Genomic DNA, 23,160 nt, shown 5'->3' with positions numbered 1-23,160 from the left:
CTAGTGAGCAAACAGCGAGTTGCCCTTCTGCCCCGCCAGTTTTTCCGGCTTGATCAGGAACCGCGCCAGTGCCGGCAACAACCACAGTGCGCCGAACATGTTCCAGAGCAGCATGAAGGTCAGCATCAGGCCCATGTCAGCCTGGAACTTGATCGCCGAGAAGATCCAGGTGCACACGCCGATTGCCAGGCACAGACCGGTGAACAACACGGCTTTACCGGTGGACTTCAGCGTCTGGTAGTACGCCTCTTGCAACGGCAGACCGGCACGCAGGAAGCTTTCCAGACGGCTGTAGATGTAGATGCCGTAGTCCACGCCAATCCCCACCCCCAGCGCCACCACCGGCAAGGTCGCCACTTTCACGCCGATGCCCATGAACGCCATCAGGGCGTTGCCGAGGACCGAGGTCAGCACCAGCGGCAGTACGATGCACAAGGTCGCCGCCCAGGACCGGAAGGTGATCATGCACATGGTCGCGACGCAGATGTACACCAGAACCAGAATGGTCAGTTCGGAGCGCTTGATCACCTCGTTGGTGGCGGCCTCGATCCCGGCGTTACCGGCGGCGAGGATGAACTCCAGGCCTTCCTTGTTGTTGTCCTTGGCAAAGTCCTGCACCGCATGCACCGCGCGATCCAGGGTTTCGGCCTTGTGATCGTTGAGGAACACCAGCACCGGGGCCAGGGAGCAATTGTTGTTGTACAGGCCATCGGCGCGGGCGATGGAGTTGTTCAGCACGTCCGGGTTACGCGACAGGGTTTCCCATTTCAGGTTGCCCTCGTTCATGCCCTTGATCATCTGCTTGGACACGGTCACCAGCGAGATCGCCGACTGCACGCCCTCGGTGTTCTGCATCTTCCACATCAGCTCGTCGATCGGTGCCATGGCTTCATAGCGCGAGCAACCTTCGGGCTTGGTCTTGACCATCACTACCAACACGTCGGAACTGGTGGAGTAGTTGTTGATGATGAAGCTGTTGTCCTTGTTGTAACGCGAGTCCGGACGCAATTCCGGCGCGCCCTGGTCGAGGTCGCCGATTTTCAGGTTCTGGCTGTACCAGAGGCCACCGCCGAAAGCGATCAGCGCCAGGGCAATGGAAACCGGTGCCACTTTCGGGCTGGCGAAGTTCGCCAGCAGGCGCCAGAACGGATGCTCGCGGTGCGCGTCTTTCTTGCTGCGGTCGACGGCGCGTTTACTGATACCGACGTAGGAAATCGCTACCGGCAGCAGGATCAGGTTGGTGAACACGATCACCGCCACGCCGATGGACGCGCCGATGGCCAGTTCGCGAATCACGCCGATGTCGATGATCAGCAGCGTGATAAAGCCCACCGCATCCGCGAGGATCGCGATCATCCCCGGCAGGAACAACTGACGGAATGTGCGCCGTGCCGCAGTCAGTGCGTTGTCCGCCTCGCTGGACTGCAAGGCGATACCGTTGATTTTCTGCACGCCATGGGAAATCCCGATGGCGAAGATCAGAAACGGCACCAGCATCGAGTACGGATCCAGCCCGAAGCCGAAAAAGTGCATCAAGCCCAGCTGCCAGACCACCGCCACCAGTGTCGTACTCAGTACCGCCACGGTGCTGCGCATGCAGTTGGTGAACCAGTACAGCAGGATCAGGGTGATGACGAAGGCGACGCCGAAAAACATCACCACCATGACCAGCCCATCGATCAGGTCGCCGACTTTCTTGGCGAACCCGACAATGTGGATCTTCACGTTAGGGTTCTGGGCTTCGAACTTGTTGCGGATCTTGTCTTCAAGTTCATGCGAGAACTTGCGGTAGTCCAGCGCCAGTAACTTGCCCTGGTCTTGCGGGTCCGGGTAGGACTCCAGCAGCGGGATGTCGACGATGCTCGACTTGAAGTCGTTGGCCACCAGGCGCCCGACCTGCCCGGACTTGAGCACATTGTTGCGCAACAGGTCGAGGCTTTGCTGGGAACCGTTATAGCTCTGGGGGATCACTTCACCACCGGCGAAGCCCTCCTCCGTCACCTCGGTCCAGCGCACGCTCGGGCTCCACAGCGACTTGAGGCCGGAACGGTCGACGCCGGAGATGTAGAACACCTCGTCGTTGATCTGGCGCAGGGTTTCCATGTACTCCTTGGAGAAGATGTCGCCATCGGTGGCTTCCACGGAAATCCGCACCGTGTTGCCCAGGTTCGCCAGATCGTTGCGGTGCTCCATCATTTTTTCAATGAACGGATGCTCGAGCGGGATCATTTTTTCGAAGCTGGTGGACGGTCGGATCAGCGTCGCCTGCCAGAACAGGAAAATACTGACCAGCAGGCAGATGACGATCACCGCCGGGCGGTTGTTGAAGATCAGGCGCTCAAGAAACGTCGCCTTGTCCTGATGAGGAGTGCTTAAGGATGTCATAGACCCGCCTTCTTATTATTTGCCCGGCTCATTTGGACGACCCGTTTGTTCCATTCTCTGCGCCGGTTGGCGAGGTGACGCGCACGCCGCCCTGGCCAGCCAGAATCAGATTACCGTTACCCGCCGCCGTGACCGACGAGACGGAAATGCGATCGGGACGGTTGAACACGCTGAAGGTTTCGCCGTCGTCGCTGCTGCGAATGACACTGCCGCCGTTGCCGACGATCACGATGGAGCCGTCGTCGAGCAGCGTGGCGCCGGACAGGCCGAATTCCAGCGCACCCCGTGCAGCCTTGAGTTCGACCTGTTCCCAGGTGGTGCCGAAATCCGTGGAGCGGTAGAGATTGCCCCGCAAGCCGTAGACCAGCAGCGTGCCCGGTTGCGCGGTGCCGATCACGCCGAACAGCGAGCCCTCGTAGGGGCCTTCAAGCTTTTCCCAGGTCTGCCCCTCATCGGCGGAACGGAACATGCTGCCCTGCTCGCCGACGATGAAAATGCCGGAGTCCTTGACCGCGGCAATGGCGTTGAGGTGGTACTGGTCTTCGTTGTCCAGGCGATCGCTGACATCTTCCCAGTTTTTGCCACCGTCGGTGGTTTCCAGCAAGGCACCGTAGGCGCCCACGGCAAAGCCGCTGTTGACGTCCTTGAACCAGACATCCAGCAGCGGCGATTCGCGTCGCAGGTCTTCGAATTGTTTGGTCCAGGTGACCCCGCCGTCTTCACTGGCGAGGATCTGCGCGTCATGGCCGACCGCCCAACCGTGTTTGTCATCGACGAAAAATACCGCCGTCAGCAGTTGCCGGGTCGGCACCTTGGCTTGGGTCCAGGTCGCGCCCTGGTCATCGGAATACAGAATATGCCCGCGATCGCCGACCGCCACCAGGCGTTTGCCGGCATGCACGACATCGAGCATCAGGCCTTTGCTGGCCTTGGCGGATTCAATGGAATAAACCACGTCGGAGGTCGGCGCGGCAGCGGCCAGCACAGGGGCCGACAACACCGCACAACCCAACAGCGAGAGCGCTGTAGCCAGCAACGCGAATCTGCGTAACGCCGGCGGGCGGCAAATACTCACACCCATGACAGGCTCACTCATAGACCTTCCCCCATTATTATTGTTAGGTCGTTCAACCCTTCAGGGCGCCGTAAGGGGTGCTCACCGGAATTGCCCTATTCAGAAGCATAGTCCTGAAACCCGCAATCCAGAGCCCCTTCGGAAGCTGGGCTTATCCTATCGGGGTTTGGAAAGGTCTGACAATCGACGCCGCGTTATGTTTTGTTAACCAGGGCGATATGGGGTGTGGGTGAATGGGGAGGTATTTCGAGGGGTAATTTTGATCGTGTGATAGCGGTGTCTGGTCTGACGCCTTCGCGAGCAAGCCCGCTCCCACATTTGATCTCGGGTGTTCGCATGACCTATGGCGGATAGAGATCTAATGTGGGAGCGGGTTTGCTCGCGAAGAAGGCACCGCGGTCTGCCTGGCAGCCCGCGGTGTCAATATCAGGCCAGGCTCTTGCTGACCACTTCGTACACATCGCTGGACAGCTGCCCCGAAGCGAGAATCCGCTCCAGCTCGCCTTTCATCAACGCCTGACGGCCGTTGTCGTACTTGCGCCAGCGCGTCAGCGGCGCCAGCTGACGAGAAGCAATCTGTGGATTGAAACCGTTGAGCTCAATCACCAGATCCGCCAGGAACCGATACCCGGAACCGTCGGCCGCGTGGAAGTTGATCAGGTTCTGCCCGGCAAACGCGCCGACCAGTGCGCGCACCTTGTTCGGGTTCTTGATGTTGAACGCCGGGTGTTGCATCAAGGCTTTGACTCGCTCCAGACCACCGGGCAACGTGCTGCCCGCCTGGACACTGAACCACTGGTCCATAACCAGCGGATTGTCCTTGAAGTGCTCGGCGAAGGTCGCCAATGCCGTGGCTTTCTGCTCTTCGAACGGCGAATTCACCAGCACCGCCAACGCCGTCAGACGCTCGGTCATGTTGTCGCTGGTGTCGAACTGCTCAAGGGTCGCCGACAGAACTTCCGGCTTGCCGCTGAGCATCAGGTAAGACAGTGCAATGTTTTGCAGCGCGCGGCGGGCGAAATGCTCGGCCTCGGCCACATACGGGGTTTTCTTCGACAGATCGCGGTTGGCCTGATAACGCAGCCATAAGGCCTCGAACAAACCTTCAGCCAATTGCTTACGGGCAAACTCGCGAGCCGTGTGAATGGCGTCTACATCAGCCACTTCACTGATCTCAGTCAGGTACGCCTCGCCCGGCAGCGAGAGCATTTCGGCGACCATGGCCTGATCCAGCGTCTCGTCGGACAGCACAGTACGCAGCGCTGCAACCAAACGCTGGTCCAGCACCAGCGCTTCGCCCTTCTGCTGCTGAGTGATCAGCTCTTGCAGCACCTGCACCGACAATTGCTGACCGGCATCCCAGCGGTTGAAACCATCGCTGTCGTGCTGCATCAGGAACATCAGTTGATCGCGGTCGTACGGGAAGCTCAGCTTCACCGGTGCCGAGAAGCCGCGCAGCAACGAAGGCAGGGGCTTTTCAGCGATGTCGACGAAGGTGAAGGTCTGCTCGGCTTCAGTCACCGAAATAACCCGCGAGGTGCCTTGAGCACTGGCTTCACCGGCGAGACGCAGGGCAATCTCGCCGCCCTTGCTGTCCAGCAGGCCCAGTTCCACCGGAATCACGAACGGCAGTTTTTCCACCTTGTCCGGAGTTTCCGGGCAGCTTTGACGGAAGGTCAGGCTGTAGGTTTTTGCCGCGGCGTCGTAGGTCTCGCTCACCGCCAAACGCGGTGTGCCGGCCTGGCTGTACCAGCGCTTGAACTGGGTCAGGTCGACGCCGTTGGCATCTTCCATGGCCTTGATGAAGTCGTCACAGGTCACGGCCTGGCCGTCATGGCGCTCGAAGTACAGGTCGCTGCCTTTGCGGAAGCCGTCAGCGCCAAGCAAGGTGTGGATCATGCCGACCACTTCCGAACCCTTTTCGTACACGGTCAGGGTGTAGAAGTTGGAAATCTCGATGAAGCTGTCCGGGCGCACGGCGTGGGCCATGGGGCCGGCATCTTCGGCGAACTGGTGGGTGCGCAGGTACGCCACGTCCTGGATGCGCTTGACCGTGGCCGAGTTCATGTCGGCGGAGAACTCCGAATCGCGGAACACGGTGAAGCCTTCCTTCAGCGACAGCTGGAACCAGTCGCGGCAGGTCACGCGGTTGCCCGACCAGTTGTGGAAGTATTCGTGGGCGACGATCGCTTCGACCCGCTGGTGCGCGGCGTCGGTAGCGGTTTCGGCACGGGCCAGCACGGCGCTGGAGTTGAAGATGTTGAGGCCTTTGTTTTCCATGGCGCCCATGTTGAAGTCGTTGACCGCGACGATCATGAAGATGTCCAGGTCGTACTCGCGACCGTAGACTTCTTCGTCCCAACGCATGGACTTCTTCAGGCTGTTCATGGCGTGCTGGCACTTGTCGATGTTTTCTGGCTCGACGTAAATGCGCAGCGCCACGGAGCGCTCGGTCATGGTGGTGAAGGTGTCTTCGACGCACCACAAGTCACCGGCCACCAGCGCGAACAGGTAAGCCGGTTTCTTGAACGGGTCTTCCCAGGTCGCCCAGTGCCGGCCGTCTTCGCCGGGACCTGAGGCAATCGGGTTGCCGTTGGACAGCAGCACCGGATAGCTGTGCTGCTCGGCGACCACCGTGGTGGTGAACGTGCTCATCACATCCGGGCGGTCGAGGTAATAGGTGATCTTGCGGAAACCTTCGGCCTCGCACTGGGTGCAGAACATGGTGCCGGATTTGTACAGGCCTTCCAGCGCGGTGTTGGTTTCCGGGTGGATCCGGACACTGGTGTCGACCGTGAAGCTTGTTGCGGTCGGGTGCAGGGTCAGATGGTTCTCGGTCAGTTGGTAGTCGGCGACGCTCAGCTCCTGGTCGGCCAGGGTCACCGACAGCAGCTCGAGTTGCTGGCCGTCGAGCACCAGCGGCGGCAGGCCCGGGCCACGTTCAGGGTTGCGGCGCATCACCAGTTGCGCATGGACCAGGCTGTGGTCCTCGAACAACTCGAAGGTCAGGTGCGTCTCGTCGATCAGGTACTCAGGCGCCTGATAGTCCTTCAGGTAGATCATCTTCGGTTGTTCGGTGCGCATGCTGGAGTCCTTACTGATGCACGGCGAGTTGGTAGGCCGTGTATTTACGAATATTGATCACGCCGGTGTCGAAAATCAGGTACTGGCCCTTGACCCCCAACAGCGTGCCTTCGGCAATCGGGTTCTTGTCCAGGTTGAAGCTGACGATTTTGGCCGGATATTGCTCGACCGGATAGCGGATCTCGAGCGGTTCGACGTCAGTAATGGTCTGGATTGCTTGTAGGCCGAATCGTTCCTGCAAACCTTGCAAACCTTCGGCGCAGCTTTCAAACAGCTGATCGCGAACCTGCGCCAGGTCCACCGACACCGCATCGCCCTTGAGTAAAGCACGCCAGTTGGTCTTGTCGGCAACCTGGCTGCGGAACAGGTCTTCAACGAAGCCCGACTGCTGGCGGGTCGAGACGCGCACGATCGGCAAGGCCTGGCTGGCGCCCTGATCGAGCCAGCGGGTCGGCAGCTGGGTGGCGCGGGTAATGCCGACCTTGATCCCCGACGAATTGGCCAGGTAAACCACGTGGTCGGTCATGCAGAACTTCTCGCCCCACTCTGGCTCCCGGCAGGTGCCGGCGTCGTAGTGGCAGCGCTCCGGGCTCATGATGCAGATGTCGCACTGGGCCAGTTTGGTCATGCACGGGTAGCAGTAACCCTGGCTGAAACTGGTTTTGGTCTTGCGTCCGCAATGGGTGCAGTGGATCGCCCCCAGGTATTCCAGGCGCACCGTGGTGCCTATCAATGGATTGACCGGCACCTCTGCATCACCCAGGCGAAAAGCGTACTGCACGTTCGGCCCGTCCAGGCGCGCCGACATTTTGCTGATTGCACCGCGGCCAATCTCGATCAATGGATGGCATCCGACTTGAACAGAATGTTCGGCACTTCGATCGACTTCGATGCGCACTCCTGCGGGCCCATGTAACCGGTGCGCTGTTCCTCGGGCAGGTTCTGGATTTCCCAGGCGATCATCGCTTGCAGGGACAGTTCGCGCTGCTCGGCGGTGAGTTTGCCACCGTCGGACCATTTGCCGATTTCCACCGCCAGTTTCAGGCTCTGGTAGATATCCGGGGTGATGTTTTTGATCATTTCGTTAAAAGAGGACATCAAGGGCTCCGCGCTCTTCATTCATAACTGTTTAGACGGCCAGTTTACGGCGGTTGTACAAACCGCCCAACAAACCGGTGAAGCATCCGATGAGTAACCCGCCGACGTGGGCTGCGTTGGCTATCTGGCCGAATCCGGCCATCGACACCAGCCCCGACAGGCACAGCAGCAGCCACACCAGCATCATCACCAACACCCCGCGGGGCAGGCGATACGCCGGGTTCGGTGACAAAAGCTGGAAGATCCAGCAATGCCCGAGCAGGCCGTACAGCACCCCGGACAACCCGCCAAACAGGGTCGGGCCGCTGAAAAGGAACTGGGCGTAGTTGGACACCAGGCTGAACAACAATGTCAGGCCGATCAGGTTGATGCTGCCTTGCCGCGACTCGATGCGCCGCCCCAGCTCCCAGTACCACATGCCGTTCATGGCCAGGTGCAGGATGCCGAAGTGGATCAGCATCGGCGTCACCAGACGCCACCACTGCCCCGCCGCCAGGCTGTCGGCCAATGGCGTGAAATGGATGTAGTCGCCGACCACGCGGAAATCGAGAAAGGTCAGCCAGCGCAGCGTCTCGAGATTTTCGCCAAGCAGCGTTACCACGCCGACGACCAGGCTCAGCAACAGCACGAAGGCCGTGGCCTTGCTGTGGCGCACCTGCTCGACAAAGCCTGGACGCTGCAGGGTCGGCGCCACCGGGATATCCAGTTGCTGATCGGGGTCGCCGGCCGGGAAGCGTTCGTACAGCGAGCGCACGTCTTCGCTGATGCTGGCCGGTACCCACAGCACCTGCTCGCCCGCCTCTTCGCTGACCCGATGGGGCACTTGCATGCGCTGCAGCAGTTTGACGAACCCGCTCAAATCCACCGCCAGCGGCAGACGCAATACCGCCACCGCCGTCATTGCAACACCTCCGGCCGCTCGACATCGACCCAGACAAATTTATGCGGATCGAGACGGGTTTCCTGATCCAGACGATAAGCGACCAGTTTGCCGTAGAGCACCGCGCTGTAATCCAGGCACGCGAGGTTCGGGCGGATCGGCGCCGGTTTGCCGCTGCGCCAGTAGTGGCCGACGAACAGCATCGGCTCATCGATGCCATAACGCAGCAGGTTATCTTTTTCACTGGACGACAATGGCGTGCGGGCCACCGGCTCTGGCAAGGCATCGGGCTGGAACACGATGTCTCCGTAGGTTTGCGGGTCGTCTTCCCAGAACTTGGTGCGGAAAAACGAACGCGTCAGGCCGTCGCCGCTGGTCATGGTCAAGCCGTGGGGCAAGCGCATGTCGGTGCCGCGCAGCAGGCGATCGAACACGGTGCAGGCAAAACTGCCCGGCACCGCGGAGGCCTGAAGGAAGTGTTCATCGATGCAACCGTCGGGGAACAACCCGCGCAACGGTTCGATCAGGCCGGCGTCCCAGCAGGCATGCACCACGCGGAAGCGCCCGGCATCGACGAATAATGGCAGCTCATAGAACCATTGCAGGAAGTCATGCCAATCCTGGGGGTGATCTTCGAACTGGGTCAGGGTTTCCTGAAGCAGGCGGGCGTGGCGCGGCGTATGTTCGCGCACGAACTGCTTGCCGCTGCCCGGCAGCGCCGGCGTGCTCCAGCCCAGGGCGTTGAATTCATGGTTACCCATGATGCACAGCGCCTGGCCGGCCTCGACCATATCGTGAACGATGTGCAGCGCCTCGCGAATCCGTGGGCCGCGGTCGATGATGTCGCCGAGGAACACCGCCATGCGCGACGGATGCCGCCAGACACCACCGTGTTTTTGATAACCGAGCCGGTCGAGCAAGTGCTCAAGGGTCAGAGCGCAACCGTGCACGTCACCGATCAGGTCGTAGCTACGCGCGGGATCGAGCATCAGTCGCCTCCACCACCCAACTTGCTGCCCCAGCCGAGCTTGGTCCGGCAGACTTCATAGTAGTTGTGGTCGAGCGGGTGAATCAGCCGCAGTTTCTGCGCTTTCTTGCTGATGGTGATGGTGTCACCGGGCGCGCAGGTGAAGTGGTTCTGCCCGTCACAGGACACCTGCGGGTAAATCTGCATATCTTTGGACACGACGATTTTCAGCTCACTGTTGCCATCGACCACAATCGGCCTACCCGACAAGGTATGGGGGTACATCGGCACAATCACAATAGCGTCGAGCTTGGGATGCATGATCGGGCCGCCTGCCGACAGGGCGTAAGCGGTCGAACCGGTCGGCGTGGCGACGATCAGGCCGTCGGCCTTCTGGCTGCAGACGAACTGGCCGTCGATATACAGTTCGAACTCGATCATTCGCGTCGACTTGCCGGGGTGCAGCACTACATCGTTCAGCGCATCGCCTTGGCCGATGGCCTCGGCGTGGCGCCGGACTTCGGCTTGCAGCAGGAAGCGGTTTTCCACCAGATAGTGGCCGTCGAGCACTTCGGCGACTTTGACTTCCAGCTCATCGGGACGAATATCGGTGAGGAATCCCAGGCTGCCACGGTTGATGCCGAGCACCGGAATATTGTGCCGGGCCAGCGCCCGGGCGGCGCCCAACAGGCTGCCGTCACCACCGACCACAATCACCATGTCACAGACTTCACCGAGCATCTTGCGCGACGAGGTTTGCAGGCCATGGCCTGGCAGGACTTCGGCGATGGTGTCTTCGAGGATCACGTGCAGGTGACGATCGAGCAGAAACCGTTTCAGTCGGCGGACGGTATCCAGCACCTGAGAACTGCCCAGGCGACCGATGATGCCGATATTACGAAATTGCTCCATGGGGCCCCTAACGCGTGTGGCGGCGAAAAACACGATTATGGGCGAAAGCGTGGCGTAGACAAAACCCTTTCAGCCACGAGTTATGAGGCTATGCTCGCAAGATGATCCTATTTCCAGACTTGCTCCAGTTACCTCACCAGTTGCGCCACCCTGAAGTGCGCGACCTGGCCTGGGTCATCCTCGCGCCGCCGATGCTCGATGTCACGCCGTGGCCGCAGCGTCATCCCCTGGCCGGCAGCGACTGGGTGCAAGCGCCGGAGCGCCTGGAGCTTTGGCTCAGGCAACTGGATCGTGACAGTTACGACTTGCTGCACTGGCTGGCCCAGGCCAGGACCCGGCGCCTGGGCCTGTACTACGAGCGCCTATGGCAGTACGCCGTGCGGCACGCGCCGGGGATCGAGCTGATTGCCGCCAACATGCCGATCCGTCGCGAAGGCCATACCCTCGGCGAGTTGGACATGCTGCTGCGCGATCGCGATGGCGTGCATCACCTGGAACTGGCGATCAAGCTCTATCTCGGCCCGCAGAACGGCGACGGCCATGACACCGCGCAATGGCTTGGACCGGGTTGCCATGATCGGCTGGACCGCAAACTGGAACACCTGAGCCGGCATCAACTGCCGATTTCCGCACGGGCGGAAAGCCGCGAGGTGCTGGCGTCGCTGGATATCCAGCAGTTCAGTGCGCATCTATGGCTGGGCGGTTATCTGCTCTATCCATGGCCTGGGCGGGCCGAGTCACCGAGCGGGGCACATCCTCAGCATTTGCGCGGCAGCTGGCTGCATCAGAAGGACTGGGCGGATTTTGTCGTGCAGCGTCCATTCGGTCGCTGGCAACCCCTGCCCCGCCATGCCTGGCTGGCGCCGGCGCACTATCCCGAGGAGCAGACCTGGAGCGCTGAACAGCTGAAGGCGTGGCTGAGTGATCTGGACCCGCTGGCACCGGCGCAATTGATGGTGCGGCTGACAGAGAATGCCAAAGGGGATTGGGAAGAGGCCGAGCGGCTGTTCCTGGTGGCCGATCTTTGGCCGAATGTGCCGGGCAGTGGTTGAGTTTTGTGGTGAATCGACCGGCCCTATCGCGGGCAAACCCGCTCCCACAGGATCACGCTAAACCCTGTGGGAGCGGGCTTGCCCGCGATAGCGCCAACCCGGTCTAAATGGATAACCGCAACGCCAAGGCCGCCAGCGTCACCAACAACACCGGCACCGTCAGCACAACCCCGACCTTGAAGTAATAACCCCAGCCAATCCGGATATTCTTGCGTTGCAGCACATGCAACCACAGCAAGGTCGCCAGACTGCCGATCGGGGTGATTTTCGGCCCCAGGTCGCTGCCGATGACGTTGGCGTAGATCATCGCCTCCTTCGCCACGCCGGTCGCCTGACTGGCATCGATCGAGAGCAAGCCGATCAGCACGGTCGGCAGATTGTTCATCACCGACGACAGCAACGCGGTCAGCACCCCGGTGCCCATGGCCGCGCCCCACACGCCGTAACCGGCAAAGCCGTCCAGCCAACCGGCCAGATACCCGGTGAGCCCGGCGTTGCGCAGGCCATACACCACCAGGTACATCCCTAAGGAAAAGATCACGATCTGCCACGGCGCTTCTTTCATCACCTTGCGGGTGGATATCTTGTGGCCACGGGCGGCTATGGCCAGCAGCAGCGCGGCGCACACCGCGGAAATCGCGCTGATGGGAATGCCCAGCGGCTCAAGGGCAAAGCAGCCGAGAAGCAGAATCACCAGCACGACCCAACCGGCATAAAACGTCGCGGTGTCGTGAATTGCGCTGGCCGGGTCTGCCAATTGCCCGGGATCGTAATCACGGGGAATGTCGCGACGAAAGAACACCATCAACATCACCAGGGTCGCCGCCACGCTCACCAGGTTGACCGGGATCATCACCGCGGCGTAGCGGTTGAAACTGATACCGAAGAAGTCTGCGGAAACGATGTTCACCAGGTTCGACACCACCAGCGGCAGGCTCGCGGTGTCGGCGATGAAACCGGCGCCCATCACGAACGCCAGGGTCGCCGCCGGGGAAAAACGCAGCGCCAGCAGCATGGAAATCACGATTGGCGTGAGGATCAGCGCCGCCCCGTCATTGGCGAACAACGCCGACACCAGTGCGCCGAGCAGCACCATATAAGCGAAGAGCTTGCGCCCGCTGCCCCGCCCCCAACGGGCCACATGCAACGCGGCCCAGGCAAAGAATCCCGCCTCATCCAGCAGCAGGCTGATGATAATCAGCGCAACAAAGGTGCCGGTGGCATTCCAGATGATCTGCCACACCAGCGGGATATCGCTCAGGTGCACCACCCCGGACAGCAGCGCCAGCACCGCGCCGAATACCGCACTCCAGCCAACGCCCAGGCCTTTGGGTTGCCAGATCACCAGGGTGATGGTCAGCAGGAAAATCAGCGAAGCAATGAACATAGTGACTCGGATCCAGCTCGACGGAAAAACGAAGCGGGGAATATAGGGAGGATCGAACAGGCCGTAAAGTGAAGGTTCTGTGGTGTGCTCAAGACGCAGAGCCTGTGGGAGCGTGGCTTGCCCGCGAAGAACGATGACGCGCAGTACCTGAAAAACCGCAACGCGTTCTTCGCGGGCAAGCCCGCTCCCACAGGGATTGTGGTTTACCGCAGGGATGGGTCAGAACCTCATGGGGTCATGGCTTTTTATGCTGCTCAACCCACTGCCCATACGCATTGATGAATTTCTGCAAGAACGGCTTGAGCGACTCCGACAACTTGCCCGCCTCGTCGAACGCTGAACCGGCGCCCCCCAGGTAGGCTTCCGGTTGCTGCATGCACGGCACATTGAGAAACACCATGGACTGGCGCACGTTGTGATTGGCGCCAAACCCGCCGACGGCGCCCGGTGAAGCGCTGATCACCGCACCCGGCTTGCCGTCCCAGACACTCTGGCCATAGGGACGCGAACCGACGTCAATCGCATTCTTCAACGGCGCCGGCACCGAACGGTTGTATTCCGGGGTCACGAACAGCACCGCGTCGGATGAGCTCACTTGTTGTCGGAAAGTGCTGTAGGCTGCCGGCGGCGACTCACCATCGATGTCTTCGTTGTACAGCGGCAAATCGCCGATTTCGACGATCGTCAGCTTCAGATTGGCAGGCGCCAGCTCGGCCAGCGCCAGCGCGACCTTGCGGTTGATCGATGCTTTTCTCAGGCTGCCGACCAGAACGGCGATCTCGTAGACGTTGCTCATGGAAGATTCTCGACTGTTCGAAGGAAAGAGCTTCTAGTTATAGATGATCAAATGACGATTCAACCAGCGGACGACGGAAAATCGCCGCCCCTGACTATTTTTTTCCTGTAGGAAAACTTACCTCGCCCAACCACGGTCTACAGAACCGCAAATTGAGTGATTTATCTCCAGAGGTTCTAAGCAGATGGCAGCAGTACTCGTCGGTCAGTTCCATGCAAGAGACGCGGAAGGCCGTGTTTATTCCGTGCATGAGTTCCAGGAATCCACCCCGTCGCACGACGGCCTCGCCGGCTCTGCGCCAGTCACCACCTATAAGCTGGCCATTGGCGACCGGGTCAACAAACTCGACGACAAGGAGTTTCTGCTGGTGCAATCGGGCGTTACCCTGATTCGCGAACCTGAAACGAACGTTGCCTCATAACCCGGTGTTATGAGCAGAAGTCATATGCACGCACTTGAGTTAGGATTCAGTGACTGACTCCCTCACCTGCTGAACATGGACTTCACGCATGCGTTTACGTCATATCGAAGTGATCCAGGCGCTCCTGCAGACCGGTCACCTGGGCACCGCCGCCGAATGGTTGCAGTTGCCCGTGACCGAGGTTGAACGCACGCTGCGCGATGCCGAGGATCAGTTGGGTTTCATGCTGTTTGCCAGCGTGCGTGGCCGCCTGCAAGCCACGCGCGAGGCGCGGGAGTTACAGGTCGAGATCGCCCACGTCTACGAAGCGCTTGAGCCGGTCCAGCGACTGGCCAGCAGCCTCAAGCAGTATCTGGCCCCGCCCCTGCGAATCATCTGCACCCCGCCGCTGGCGCAACACCTGTTGCCACAAAGCATCGCCGCCTTGCGCCGGCGTCTCCCCGACGCACCTTGCACCCTGTTGAGCCAGCCAACCCGCGAGATCGTCAGAAGCCTGCTGCTGCGCGAAAGCGAGCTGGGTCTGAGCCTGCACGACCCGGACCACGCCGATATTCATTGCCAGGTCATCGCACAGGGCAAGCTCCAGCTATTGGCGCCCCACGGCTGGCTGCAACCAAAACAGAAATACATTTCGCTGCAAGACCTGGCCGGCCAGTCGCTGGTCGGCCTGGAAGGTCACGACCCGCTCAGCCCGGCGCTGGACAACAAGCTCCATGCGCTGCGCCCTGCCCCGGTCATCCAGACCCGGGTGCAGACGCATCAAATGATGCGCAGCATGGTCGAGGCCGGTGAAGGCCTGGCGATCGTCGACCCGTTTACCGCACTCGGCGCCAGATCGGCCGGGCTCGATGCCTGTCCGCTGGCGCCTGCGGTGCCGATCAATGTCTATGCCTTGCGCCTGAAAAACACCGAACCCTCTTCGGCTATTCAGACGCTGCTGGACATCATCACGGAACAAGCCGTGGCGATGCTGGCGAGCTGAGCGGACTTTCCAGCGGGTTATCGAACAGTCGATACCAGAACAACGCCACTTCGGCGGTGTTCGGGTCGATCCCGCGATAGCGCAGATGATCGATCCCGCCGACCACGTAGCCACAGCGCTCATAAAGCCGACAGGCACCCAGGTTGTTGTTCTGGGTTTCCAGCATGATGCCTGGCAGCTTCTTCTTGCGACTCCAGAACTGCGCTACGTCCAGCAGTGCCTTGGCCACGCCATGGCGGCGCGCCGGTGCGTGTACCGCCAATTCATCGATATGGGCGAAGCCGTTCCAGTTGGTGCTGACCACCAGATGCCCCACCGGCTCGTCATCCAGATAGGCCATGAAAATCGCGCTGTCGGCAGCATCGTGAAAACTGCTGAACTCTTCGGGATCGATGCCGTAGCACTTGCGATACGGGGTGATTGGCGTCACCGGCCATTGCGCCACCGGCTTACCGATTGCTGCGGCACCATAGGCGGCGACTTCAAAACTGAAATCACTGCCCCAGATATAAGCCGCAAAACCCTCATCGGCAACACGTACCGAGAGGCCTGGGTATTTGGGATTCATGACGGGTTGCATACTTGGAAAGGTCCTCATTCCTTGATGCAATCGACGGTGTAGTGCCGTCCATTGCCCTCGTCTTCGTGCTGCAAGCCATGTACATCGGCGACAAAACCGGGAAAGCTACTGTCGAACGTACGGGCAAACTTCAGGTAATCGATGATCGAACGGGTCGACTCGGTGAAACGCTCGCCGGGCATGATCAACGGGATCCCCGGCGGGTATGGCACCAGCATCACCGCCGCGATCCGCCCGTCCAGAGCGTCGATCGAAACGGCCTCCACTTCCCCGCGTACCAATTGATCATAGGCGTCCGCTGGCTTCATCGCGACTTCCGGCAGCACCGTGTACATGCGTTTGAGGTGTTTGGCCGTGGCGTTGCTGCGATAACAGGCGTGCAATTGATCACACAGATCGCGCAGGCCCATGCCTTGATAACGGGCCATGTTCTGTTGCGCCACGCAAGGAAGGCAGGTGGCCAGGCTGACGTTGGCGTCGTAACTGCGCTTGAATTCCAGCAACTCGGTCAGCAGCGTGCTCCATTTACCCTTGGTGATGCCCATGGAGAACAGCACCAGGAATGAATACAGCCCGGTCTTTTCCACGACCAGCCCACGTTCCCAGAGAAACTTGCTGACCACCGCCGCCGGAATCCCCCGTGGGCTCAAGGCACCACCCGCCGTCAAACCGGGCATCACCAGCGTGACCTTGATTGGATCGAGCAGCACATAGTCGTCGGTCACGCCGCCAAAGCCGTGCCAATCGGCGTCGGGCTGCAGCAGCCAGTCTTCGGTGACCACCTGTTCGATTCCTTCGGCCGACGGAGGTTGCCAGATGGAAAACCACCAGTCATCGGCAGCGATATGTTGGCGCAGATTGGCCAGGGCCCGGCGAAAGCTCAGGGCCTCGTCGAACATTTCCTGCAACAGCGAACGACCGGCCGGGCCTTCCATCATCGCCGACGCCACGTCCAGCGAAGCAATGATGCTGTACTGCGGCGAAGTCGAGATGTGCATCATGAACGCTTCGTTGAAACGATCGCGATCCAGCTGCCGCGCTCCGCCGTCCTGAACATGAATCATCGAGGCCTGGCTGAATGCCGCGAGCAATTTATGTGTGGAGTGGGTCGTGAACACCAGCGGGCTGTCTGCGCTACGGGAAGTGCCCATGCCGTAACGGCCGGCAAAGAACTCGTGGAATGCCGCGTAGGCGTACCAGGCTTCATCGAAATGCAGCACCTCGACGCTGTTGCCCAGGCTTTGCTTGATCAGCTCGGCGTTGTAACAGAGGCCGTCGTAAGTCGAGTTGGTCACCACCGCCAACTTGACCTTGGGCTCGCGGCCCTGGGTCAGTGGGCTAGCGTCGATCTTGGCCTGGATTGATTCGCGGCTGAACTCGCTCAACGGAATCGGGCCGATGATCCCCAGTTCATTGCGCTCCGGACACAGATACAGCGGGATCGCGCCGGTCATGATGATCGAGTGCAGCACCGACTTGTGGCAGTTGCGATCCACCAGCACCAGATCATCGCGGGCCACCATGGAATGCCAGACGATCTTGTTGGCGGTTGAGGTGCCATTGATCACGAAAAAGGTGTGATCGGCGCCGAAGTTGCGTGCCGCTCGCGCTTCCGCCTCGGCCAGGGGACCGGTGTGATCGAGCAGCGAGCCGAGTTCCGGCACCGACACCGACAAATCCGAACGCAGGGTGTTTTCGCCGAAAAACTGGTGGAACGCCTGCCCTACCGGGCTCTTGTGATAGGCCACGCCACCGCCATGGCCGGGGGTGTGCCAGGAATAATTGGAATCGGCGGTGTGCTGCACCAGTGCCTTGAAGAATGGCGGCAGCAGCCCGTCCAGATATTTGCGCGCCGCGCGGGCAACCTGACGGGCAAGGAATGGCACGGTGTCTTCGAACAAATAGAGGATGCCGCGCAGCTGATTGAGCTCGGCCATGGCGTCGGCCGGGGCGTTTTCCAGGGTGACCTGCTCGCCCAGGGCGAAGATCGGCAGGTCCGGCGCGCGAACCCGTGCCCGGCGGATCAGCTCGGCCATGTTCTGCAGAAGATGAGCATTGGTGCTGGCGTCTTCGGCGGCAATCAACATGCAGGCGAGGCCGTGATGGGTCGAGGCGACCATGCGTCCCTCGGTGTAATCGACCGCCGAGACAATGCTGAAGCCTTCCTGCTCCAGCTCCCGGGCGATGCCCCGCACACGATCACCGGCAACGGTGTCGGCCTTGATGTCGCGGTGGACGATCAGGACCGGGAATTTCAAATCTTTATACATGAGGCTCGGCGTCCTGAGGCGGCAGACCGTGGCCTGCCAATAACCTCAGGGTAGAGGGTTGGAGCGCATGTGGCGAGCGGGATGCCCCGTGGCGGGTCGGCTGACGCACCAATATGTGGCCTGACACCCCGGATGAGAGAGGATTTTTGTAATGGAGATTTTGGAGGGACAGGTTTTTCTGTGGCGAGGGGGCTTGCCCCCGTTCGGCTGCGCAGCCGTCGTAAATCCTGCCAATGCGGTGAATTTGAAAAAATCCGGGGCCGCTTCGCGCCCCAACGGGGGCAAGCCCCCTCACCACAAGGGACTCAGGCCTGAGCCTTGGCCTCGGCCAGTTGCTGCCACAGCGACGGCGCACCGGCGGATTTGGCGATGGCTTCCAGCCGCGCGAGGTGCTGGGCCAGATCCTCTTCACTGGCGCGGATGATCCGGGTTGGCTGACGATCGGCCGGCAGACGACGGATTTCCGTGGCGGAGTTGTCCGCGCCTTCGCCGGTGCCATTGCCGTCGGACGCGTTACCGGCCAGCGACAGGCTGGTCTGGCCACCGGTCATGGTCAGGTATACGTCGGCGAGAATCTCGGAGTCGAGCAAGGCGCCGTGCAGTTCACGGCCGGAGTTGTCGACGCCATAGCGTTTGCACAAGGCGTCGAGGCTGTTGCGCTGCCCCGGGTGACGTTCCCGGGCCATGATCAGGGTGTCGAGGATCGTGCAGTGTTGCGTGATGTCTGCGCGATCGTGCTGCCCCATCAGGGCAAATTCGTTGTTGATGAAGCCAACGTCGAACGCCGCGTTATGGATGATCAGCTGTGCGCCCTTGATGAACTCGAAAAATTCATCGGCCACTTCAGTGAAACGCGGCTTGCCCACCAGGAATTCATTGGTAATGCCGTGGACGCCGATGGCGCCTTCATCACTCTCGCGATCCGGTTGCAGGTAAACGTGGAAATGCCGGCCGGTCAGGCGCCGACCGATCAACTCGACACAACCGATTTCGATAATCCGGTGGCCGTCGGTCACCGGCATGCCGGTGGTTTCGGTATCGAGTACAACGGATCTGGTGGCCATCAGTGCTCAGCTCTCAACGGGTCAATCGTGCAAAAGCGGCGATATTAACACGCTCGCGGGATCGGGCGTGCGCCTGCGATGCGCTCTGTCAGGGACACCGCATCACGGCCTTCGCGAGCAAGCCCGCTCCCACATTCGACCGAGTTCTCTCAGGGGAATACGATTAAATGTGAGAGCGGGCTTGCTCGCGAAGAACGATGACGCGGTACGTCGGTAGAACCGGAATCAGGCCTGCTTGTACCCGCGCACTTCATCCACGCCACGGTTGGCCAGTTGGTCGGCCCGTTCGTTGCCGTGATGACCGATGTGCCCGCGCACCCATTTCCAGGTGACGTTGTGGCGGTTGACCTGCTCGTCGAGCAGCTTCCACAGGTCGGCGTTTTTTACTGGTTCTTTCGCTGCGGTTTTCCAGCCGCGCTTTTTCCAGTTGGCCATCCACTCGTTGATGCCTTTCATCACGTACTGGGAGTCGGTCACCAGCAATACGTCGCAGGAACGCTTGAGTTCCTCCAGGCCGCGGATCGCGCCCATCAACTCCATGCGGTTGTTGGTGGTGTTGGCTTCGCCGCCCCAGAGTTCTTTTTCAACGCCCTTGCACACCAGCAACGCCCCCCAGCCGCCCGGGCCAGGATTGCCCTTGCAGGCGCCATCGGTGAAGAGTTCTACGCTATCGCTCATGCCAATCTATCCAGAAAATGCGGTGGCTCGCCGATCGGCGACCGACAATGCCCGAGGCCGGGGCGAACCCGACCAGGAAAATAAAATGTGGACTACGGTTCGAGATGACGACGGTTGACCTTGGCCATCGGCAACGGGATCAGCTTGCCCATCGGTTCACGCCGTTCCTGACGCACCGGCCGCAAGCCCACCACGATTTTGCGCGCGACCAATAAATAGAAGCCGCCACCCGACAATTGCCAGTCACCGGCCTTGCGTTCCCAGCCCGCCAGACGGGCCTGCCAGGCAGGTGAGGCAAGCGGCGGACGATAGCACCCGAAGCGGCGTTTCTCCAGCGCGAAGCCCAGCAGATTGAGCCAGTCGCTGACTCTGGACGGTGAAATGCAACGGGCCTTGCGCAAGGCGTCATGGGCGAATACATGACGCAGGCCCCAACTGCTCCAGGGGTTGATCCCGATAATCAGCAGATGCCCGCCGGGGCGCACACTGCTCGCCGCTTCGCGCAGCAGACCATGGGGCGACAGGCAGAAATCCAGCCCATGCTGCAACACCACCACATCGGCAGCGTGCTCGCTCAAGGGCCAGGCCTGCTCCTCACAAACAATCTCGACCCCCGGCAACGGCGCACCGAGCCGCACATTACGCTGCACCTGCGGTGCCGACGGTGGCGTCTGTGCCGAAGGGCCGTAATGCACCAGGTAACCGCCGAAGAAGCGCCCCAACTCGTCTTCGAGCATGCGTCGTTCTTCGTCCAGCAAAAATTGCCCGATGGGGCCGGACAACCAGTCACGGGCCGCACTGATCAATGCCAGCCAGTCAGGATCAGCCTGAGCGAACGCTTTATCGGTCATTGCATTCTCCAACGCGCCAGGAAGTTCTAAGATGCGCCAATGTTTTCCGCTTGGCGAATCCGACGATGATACAGATCAGTGCCCTGCCCGCCTTCACCGACAACTACATCTGGTTGTTACAAGACCACAGCACCCGGCGCTGCGCTGTGGTCGATCCGGGCGATGCCGCGCCCGTAGAGGCGTGGCTCGCGGCGCACCCGGGTTGGGTGTTAAGCGATATTCTGATCACTCATCACCATCATGACCACGTCGGCGGCGTCGAGCGGCTGAAAAAAGCGACAGACGCAACCGTCTATGGCCCGGCCAATGAAACCATCCCGGCGCGGGACGTGACCCTCAAGGACAACGACCGGATCAACGTGCTGGGCTGGGACTTCGATGTCATCACAGTACCAGGCCATACCCTCGGGCATATCGCCTATTACCACCGTGGTCATTTGTTTTGCGGCGACACCCTGTTCGCCGCCGGTTGCGGACGCTTGTTCGAAGGCACGCCCGAGCAAATGCATCACTCCCTGAGCCGCCTCGCGGCGCTTCCCGAAGATACGCTGGTCTACTGCACCCACGAATACACCCTGAGCAATCTGAAGTTTGCCGTGGCGGTCGAACCGGGCAATCCCGACACCCGCGAACGACTGGCCAAAGTGACCCGGCAACGGGAAGCCGGGATCATGACGCTGCCTTCGAACCTGGCGCTGGAAAAGCTCACCAATCCGTTTTTGCGTACCGGCGAAACATCCGTTAAAGAAAAAGTGGACGAACGGAACGGAACCGAAAACCGGGCGCCGAGTGCGGTCTTTGCTGCTTTGCGGGCTTGGAAAGATACGTTCTAAGACGCCTGCGCGATGGTACAAAAATTCTGAATGGTTGACCGCAGGGGGTGTGCTTTCTAGAATCGCCCGACATTTTCGCCCGGAACTTACTTCCAGCCAATGTCGTCACCTATTCGAAAAGCCATCAATTCAGACGCATTGACCCGCTTGGCTCAAGCCATCGCGGTGGCTGTGTCCGCCACTTTGGCGGGCTGTTCAAGCCATGTGCCGCAGACCGACGCGACACACACACCGAATATCGCCGCGCGAGCCAAACAGAAACCGATCTGGCTCAGCGAAAAACCAACACCGCAAATTCCACAGGACGTCTGGGAGCGCATGCGCCAGGGCTTCCAGTTGCAGGACAACCTGGGCGTCAACCCGCGCATCGAGCAACAGCGCCTGTGGTTCGCCAGCAACCCGTCCTTCCTCGAAAACGCCGGTGAACGCGGCAGCCTCTACATTCACTACATCGTCGAACGCCTTGAAGAACGCAACATGCCGCTGGAACTGGCGCTGTTGCCGGTGATTGAAAGCGCCTACAACCCGATGGCCTATTCCCGGGCCGATGCGGTGGGTCTTTGGCAATTCATTCCTTCCACCGGGCGTTACTTCAACCTGCGTCAAACCCGTTTCTATGATGGCCGTCGCGATATCACCGCCTCGACCACCGCGGCCATGGATTACCTGACCCGCCTGCACGACATGTTCAACGGTGACTGGCTGCTGGCCCTGGCGGCCTACAACGCTGGCGAAGGCACGGTCAGCCGGGCGATCGAGCGCAACGAGAAGCTCGGTCTTCCAACCGACTACTGGAACCTGCCGCTGCCAGCGGAAACCCAGGCCTACGTGCCGAAGCTGCTGGCCTTGTCGCAAGTGGTCCTGGCGCCTGAAGCCTATGGCGTGAACCTCAAGTCGATCGCCAACGAACCGTACTTCCAGGTCGTCGAAATCAACCAGCGCATGGACCTGTCCAAGGTTGCCGCGGTGGCCAACATCGACGAAGACGAACTGTTCCAGCTCAACCCGGCCTTCAAGCAACGCACCACCATCGACGGCCCCCAGCATCTGCTGGTGCCGACGTCCAAGGCGCAACTGCTGACCGCCAGCCTGTCGACCATGCGTCCTGAGGAGCTGATCAGCCAGCGGCCGCTCAAGCCGGTGTTCGAAGGTGCCGACGACAGCGAAATCGCCAGCATCAAGCGCGCCTACCGGGTCAAGCGCGGAGAAAATCTGGCCTCCATTGCCAAGGCCAACAAGGTCGACGTAAAGGACCTGCAACGCTGGAACAAGCTGAACGGCAAGAACCTCAAGGTCGGCCAGACCCTGGTGATGCAAGACACCGCCAAGCGCAGTTCCGGGCGCGTCAACACCGTAGTGGCGGCGAACAGCAAAACCGGCAACAAGTCAGACAAACAGAAGCCGCAGACCCAATACAAGGTCCAGCAAGGCGACTCGCTGTACATGGTTGCCAAACGCTTCAACGTTGAAATGCAGCACCTCAAGCGCTGGAATCCTCGGGTTGGCCAGGCACTGAAGCCGGGGCAGATGCTGACGGTTGCTTCCCCGCATTAAGTTGTCAGACTTTGGGGCATTTTGTGGCGAGGGGGTTGCCGGTCAGTTAAGCGCAATCCATGTGGGAGCGGGCTTGCTCGCGAAGACGCCGGCACAGTCAATATTGATGTCGCCTGACACACCGCTTTCGCGAGCAAGCCCGCTCCCACAGGTTCCGCGGCTTAACTGACTGGCATTAGGGCAAGCCCCCTCGCCCCCCTGGCCCCAGGCAAGCTCCCTTGCCACAGGTTCTGCGATCCGCCGGGCCCCCACCTGGCAATCAACAGCGCATTAAGCCCCCGTCTTTTTCCT

20 protein-coding genes are annotated in these 23,160 nt (G+C 60.6%); 5 read left to right on the top strand and 15 right to left on the bottom strand.

Annotation, left to right across the window (positions count from 1 at the left end; all coding sequences use genetic code 11):
- From PSH64_RS12175 to PSH64_RS12140, 8 genes are all read right to left on the bottom strand, one after another.
- Positions 1 to 2,385 (bottom strand): RND family transporter, encoded by a 2,385-nt coding sequence (locus PSH64_RS12175; RefSeq protein ID WP_105345290.1) that lies wholly within the window; start codon positions 2,383 to 2,385, stop codon positions 1 to 3.
- A gap of 28 nt (positions 2,386 to 2,413) precedes the next feature.
- Positions 2,414 to 3,481, bottom strand: coding sequence for a YCF48-related protein (locus PSH64_RS12170; protein WP_305480787.1), 1,068 nt, complete (start codon positions 3,479 to 3,481; stop codon positions 2,414 to 2,416).
- A gap of 405 nt (positions 3,482 to 3,886) precedes the next feature.
- A complete protein-coding gene (gene pepN / locus PSH64_RS12165) occupies positions 3,887 to 6,544 on the bottom strand; it encodes an aminopeptidase N (protein ID WP_305480786.1) in 2,658 nt (885 codons plus the stop codon).
- Between the two features lie 10 nt (positions 6,545 to 6,554).
- The gene (locus PSH64_RS12160; RefSeq protein WP_105345297.1) at positions 6,555 to 7,385 is read right to left on the bottom strand and encodes a DUF2797 domain-containing protein; all 831 of its coding nucleotides are present in this window, start codon (positions 7,383 to 7,385) and stop codon (positions 6,555 to 6,557) included.
- Positions 7,382 to 7,642: a YeaC family protein gene (locus PSH64_RS12155; RefSeq protein ID WP_007937782.1), complete on the bottom strand. Its 261-nt coding sequence runs from the start codon at positions 7,640 to 7,642 to the stop codon at positions 7,382 to 7,384. Before PSH64_RS12155 ends, PSH64_RS12160 begins: the two co-directional genes overlap by 4 nt.
- A 31-nt stretch (positions 7,643 to 7,673) precedes the next feature.
- A complete protein-coding gene (locus tag PSH64_RS12150) occupies positions 7,674 to 8,543 on the bottom strand; it encodes a rhomboid family intramembrane serine protease (RefSeq protein ID WP_105345299.1) in 870 nt (289 codons plus the stop codon).
- Complete coding sequence (locus PSH64_RS12145) at positions 8,540 to 9,514, bottom strand: metallophosphoesterase (protein WP_178114263.1); 975 nt, start codon at positions 9,512 to 9,514, stop codon at positions 8,540 to 8,542. Before PSH64_RS12145 ends, PSH64_RS12150 begins: the two co-directional genes overlap by 4 nt.
- Positions 9,511 to 10,401: an NAD(+) kinase gene (locus tag PSH64_RS12140; RefSeq protein ID WP_007906781.1), complete on the bottom strand. Its 891-nt coding sequence runs from the start codon at positions 10,399 to 10,401 to the stop codon at positions 9,511 to 9,513. Before PSH64_RS12140 ends, PSH64_RS12145 begins: the two co-directional genes overlap by 4 nt.
- 101 nt (positions 10,402 to 10,502) lie before the next feature.
- Here PSH64_RS12140 and PSH64_RS12135 point away from each other — a divergent pair, with 101 nt between their 5' ends.
- Complete coding sequence (locus PSH64_RS12135; RefSeq protein ID WP_305480785.1) at positions 10,503 to 11,453, top strand: DUF1853 family protein; 951 nt, start codon at positions 10,503 to 10,505, stop codon at positions 11,451 to 11,453.
- A 103-nt stretch (positions 11,454 to 11,556) separates the two neighbouring features.
- Here PSH64_RS12135 and PSH64_RS12130 read toward each other — a convergent pair whose 3' ends face one another.
- Entirely contained in the window at positions 11,557 to 12,840 is a 1,284-nt protein-coding gene (locus PSH64_RS12130; protein ID WP_305480784.1) for an arsenic transporter, read from the bottom strand.
- Between the two features lie 235 nt (positions 12,841 to 13,075).
- Positions 13,076 to 13,636, bottom strand: a complete 561-nt coding sequence (locus PSH64_RS12125; RefSeq protein ID WP_305480783.1) for an NADPH-dependent FMN reductase — start codon at positions 13,634 to 13,636, stop codon at positions 13,076 to 13,078.
- A gap of 184 nt (positions 13,637 to 13,820) precedes the next feature.
- Between PSH64_RS12125 and PSH64_RS12120 the strand changes: the two genes are divergently transcribed.
- The gene (locus PSH64_RS12120; RefSeq protein ID WP_105345315.1) at positions 13,821 to 14,057 is read left to right on the top strand and encodes a hypothetical protein; all 237 of its coding nucleotides are present in this window, start codon (positions 13,821 to 13,823) and stop codon (positions 14,055 to 14,057) included.
- 88 nt (positions 14,058 to 14,145) lie between these two features.
- Entirely contained in the window at positions 14,146 to 15,039 is an 894-nt protein-coding gene (locus tag PSH64_RS12115; protein WP_305480782.1) for a LysR family transcriptional regulator, read from the top strand.
- Here PSH64_RS12115 and PSH64_RS12110 read toward each other — a convergent pair.
- From PSH64_RS12110 to PSH64_RS12090, 5 genes are all read right to left on the bottom strand, one after another.
- Positions 15,005 to 15,619 carry a GNAT family N-acetyltransferase gene (locus tag PSH64_RS12110; protein ID WP_105345320.1) on the bottom strand — a complete coding sequence of 205 codons (615 nt, stop codon included), beginning with the start codon at positions 15,617 to 15,619 and terminating at the stop codon, positions 15,005 to 15,007. The genes PSH64_RS12115 and PSH64_RS12110 overlap by 35 nt on opposite strands.
- A gap of 14 nt (positions 15,620 to 15,633) precedes the next feature.
- Positions 15,634 to 17,889: an Orn/Lys/Arg decarboxylase N-terminal domain-containing protein gene (locus PSH64_RS12105; protein WP_105345322.1), complete on the bottom strand. Its 2,256-nt coding sequence runs from the start codon at positions 17,887 to 17,889 to the stop codon at positions 15,634 to 15,636.
- A gap of 305 nt (positions 17,890 to 18,194) precedes the next feature.
- Positions 18,195 to 18,953, bottom strand: coding sequence for a DNA polymerase III subunit epsilon (dnaQ, locus tag PSH64_RS12100; protein WP_105345325.1), 759 nt, complete (start codon positions 18,951 to 18,953; stop codon positions 18,195 to 18,197).
- Positions 18,954 to 19,178: 225 nt separating this feature from the next.
- Positions 19,179 to 19,631: a ribonuclease HI gene (gene rnhA, locus PSH64_RS12095; protein WP_003180633.1), complete on the bottom strand. Its 453-nt coding sequence runs from the start codon at positions 19,629 to 19,631 to the stop codon at positions 19,179 to 19,181.
- 92 nt (positions 19,632 to 19,723) lie between these two features.
- Positions 19,724 to 20,482, bottom strand: a complete 759-nt coding sequence (locus PSH64_RS12090) for a methyltransferase domain-containing protein (protein WP_105345327.1) — start codon at positions 20,480 to 20,482, stop codon at positions 19,724 to 19,726.
- Between the two features lie 65 nt (positions 20,483 to 20,547).
- Between PSH64_RS12090 and gloB the strand changes: the two genes are divergently transcribed.
- Positions 20,548 to 21,315 (top strand): hydroxyacylglutathione hydrolase, encoded by a 768-nt coding sequence (gene gloB, locus PSH64_RS12085; RefSeq protein ID WP_305480781.1) that lies wholly within the window; start codon positions 20,548 to 20,550, stop codon positions 21,313 to 21,315.
- Between the two features lie 99 nt (positions 21,316 to 21,414).
- On the top strand, positions 21,415 to 22,869 hold the full coding sequence (locus PSH64_RS12080) for a transglycosylase SLT domain-containing protein (protein WP_305480780.1): 1,455 nt from the start codon (positions 21,415 to 21,417) through the stop codon (positions 22,867 to 22,869).
- The last annotated feature ends 291 nt before the right edge of the window (positions 22,870 to 23,160 follow it).

Source organism: Pseudomonas sp. FP1742 (assembly GCF_030687145.1).
Taxonomy (GTDB): Bacteria; Pseudomonadota; Gammaproteobacteria; order Pseudomonadales; family Pseudomonadaceae; genus Aquipseudomonas; species Aquipseudomonas frederiksbergensis_D.
This window is presented reverse-complemented; position numbering and strand designations above follow the sequence as displayed.

What these genes read in the sequence shown, in the direction of transcription:
- PSH64_RS12175 (WP_105345290.1), bottom strand. Translation starts at nt 2,385, where the DNA reads ATGACATCCTTAAGCACTCCTCATCAGGACAAGGCGACGTTTCTTGAG.
- PSH64_RS12170 (WP_305480787.1), bottom strand. Translation starts at nt 3,481, where the DNA reads ATGAGTGAGCCTGTCATGGGTGTGAGTATTTGCCGCCCGCCGGCGTTA.
- pepN (WP_305480786.1), bottom strand. Translation starts at nt 6,544, where the DNA reads ATGCGCACCGAACAACCGAAGATGATCTACCTGAAGGACTATCAGGCG.
- PSH64_RS12155 (WP_007937782.1), bottom strand. Translation starts at nt 7,642, where the DNA reads ATGTCCTCTTTTAACGAAATGATCAAAAACATCACCCCGGATATCTAC.
- PSH64_RS12150 (WP_105345299.1), bottom strand. Translation starts at nt 8,543, where the DNA reads ATGACGGCGGTGGCGGTATTGCGTCTGCCGCTGGCGGTGGATTTGAGC.
- PSH64_RS12140 (WP_007906781.1), bottom strand. Translation starts at nt 10,401, where the DNA reads ATGGAGCAATTTCGTAATATCGGCATCATCGGTCGCCTGGGCAGTTCT.
- PSH64_RS12135 (WP_305480785.1), top strand. Translation starts at nt 10,503, where the DNA reads ATGATCCTATTTCCAGACTTGCTCCAGTTACCTCACCAGTTGCGCCAC.
- PSH64_RS12130 (WP_305480784.1), bottom strand. Translation starts at nt 12,840, where the DNA reads ATGTTCATTGCTTCGCTGATTTTCCTGCTGACCATCACCCTGGTGATC.
- PSH64_RS12125 (WP_305480783.1), bottom strand. Translation starts at nt 13,636, where the DNA reads ATGAGCAACGTCTACGAGATCGCCGTTCTGGTCGGCAGCCTGAGAAAA.
- PSH64_RS12120 (WP_105345315.1), top strand. Translation starts at nt 13,821, where the DNA reads ATGGCAGCAGTACTCGTCGGTCAGTTCCATGCAAGAGACGCGGAAGGC.
- PSH64_RS12115 (WP_305480782.1), top strand. Translation starts at nt 14,146, where the DNA reads ATGCGTTTACGTCATATCGAAGTGATCCAGGCGCTCCTGCAGACCGGT.
- PSH64_RS12110 (WP_105345320.1), bottom strand. Translation starts at nt 15,619, where the DNA reads ATGCAACCCGTCATGAATCCCAAATACCCAGGCCTCTCGGTACGTGTT.
- PSH64_RS12105 (WP_105345322.1), bottom strand. Translation starts at nt 17,889, where the DNA reads ATGTATAAAGATTTGAAATTCCCGGTCCTGATCGTCCACCGCGACATC.
- dnaQ (WP_105345325.1), bottom strand. Translation starts at nt 18,953, where the DNA reads ATGGCCACCAGATCCGTTGTACTCGATACCGAAACCACCGGCATGCCG.
- rnhA (WP_003180633.1), bottom strand. Translation starts at nt 19,631, where the DNA reads ATGAGCGATAGCGTAGAACTCTTCACCGATGGCGCCTGCAAGGGCAAT.
- PSH64_RS12090 (WP_105345327.1), bottom strand. Translation starts at nt 20,482, where the DNA reads ATGACCGATAAAGCGTTCGCTCAGGCTGATCCTGACTGGCTGGCATTG.
- gloB (WP_305480781.1), top strand. Translation starts at nt 20,548, where the DNA reads ATGATACAGATCAGTGCCCTGCCCGCCTTCACCGACAACTACATCTGG.
- PSH64_RS12080 (WP_305480780.1), top strand. Translation starts at nt 21,415, where the DNA reads ATGTCGTCACCTATTCGAAAAGCCATCAATTCAGACGCATTGACCCGC.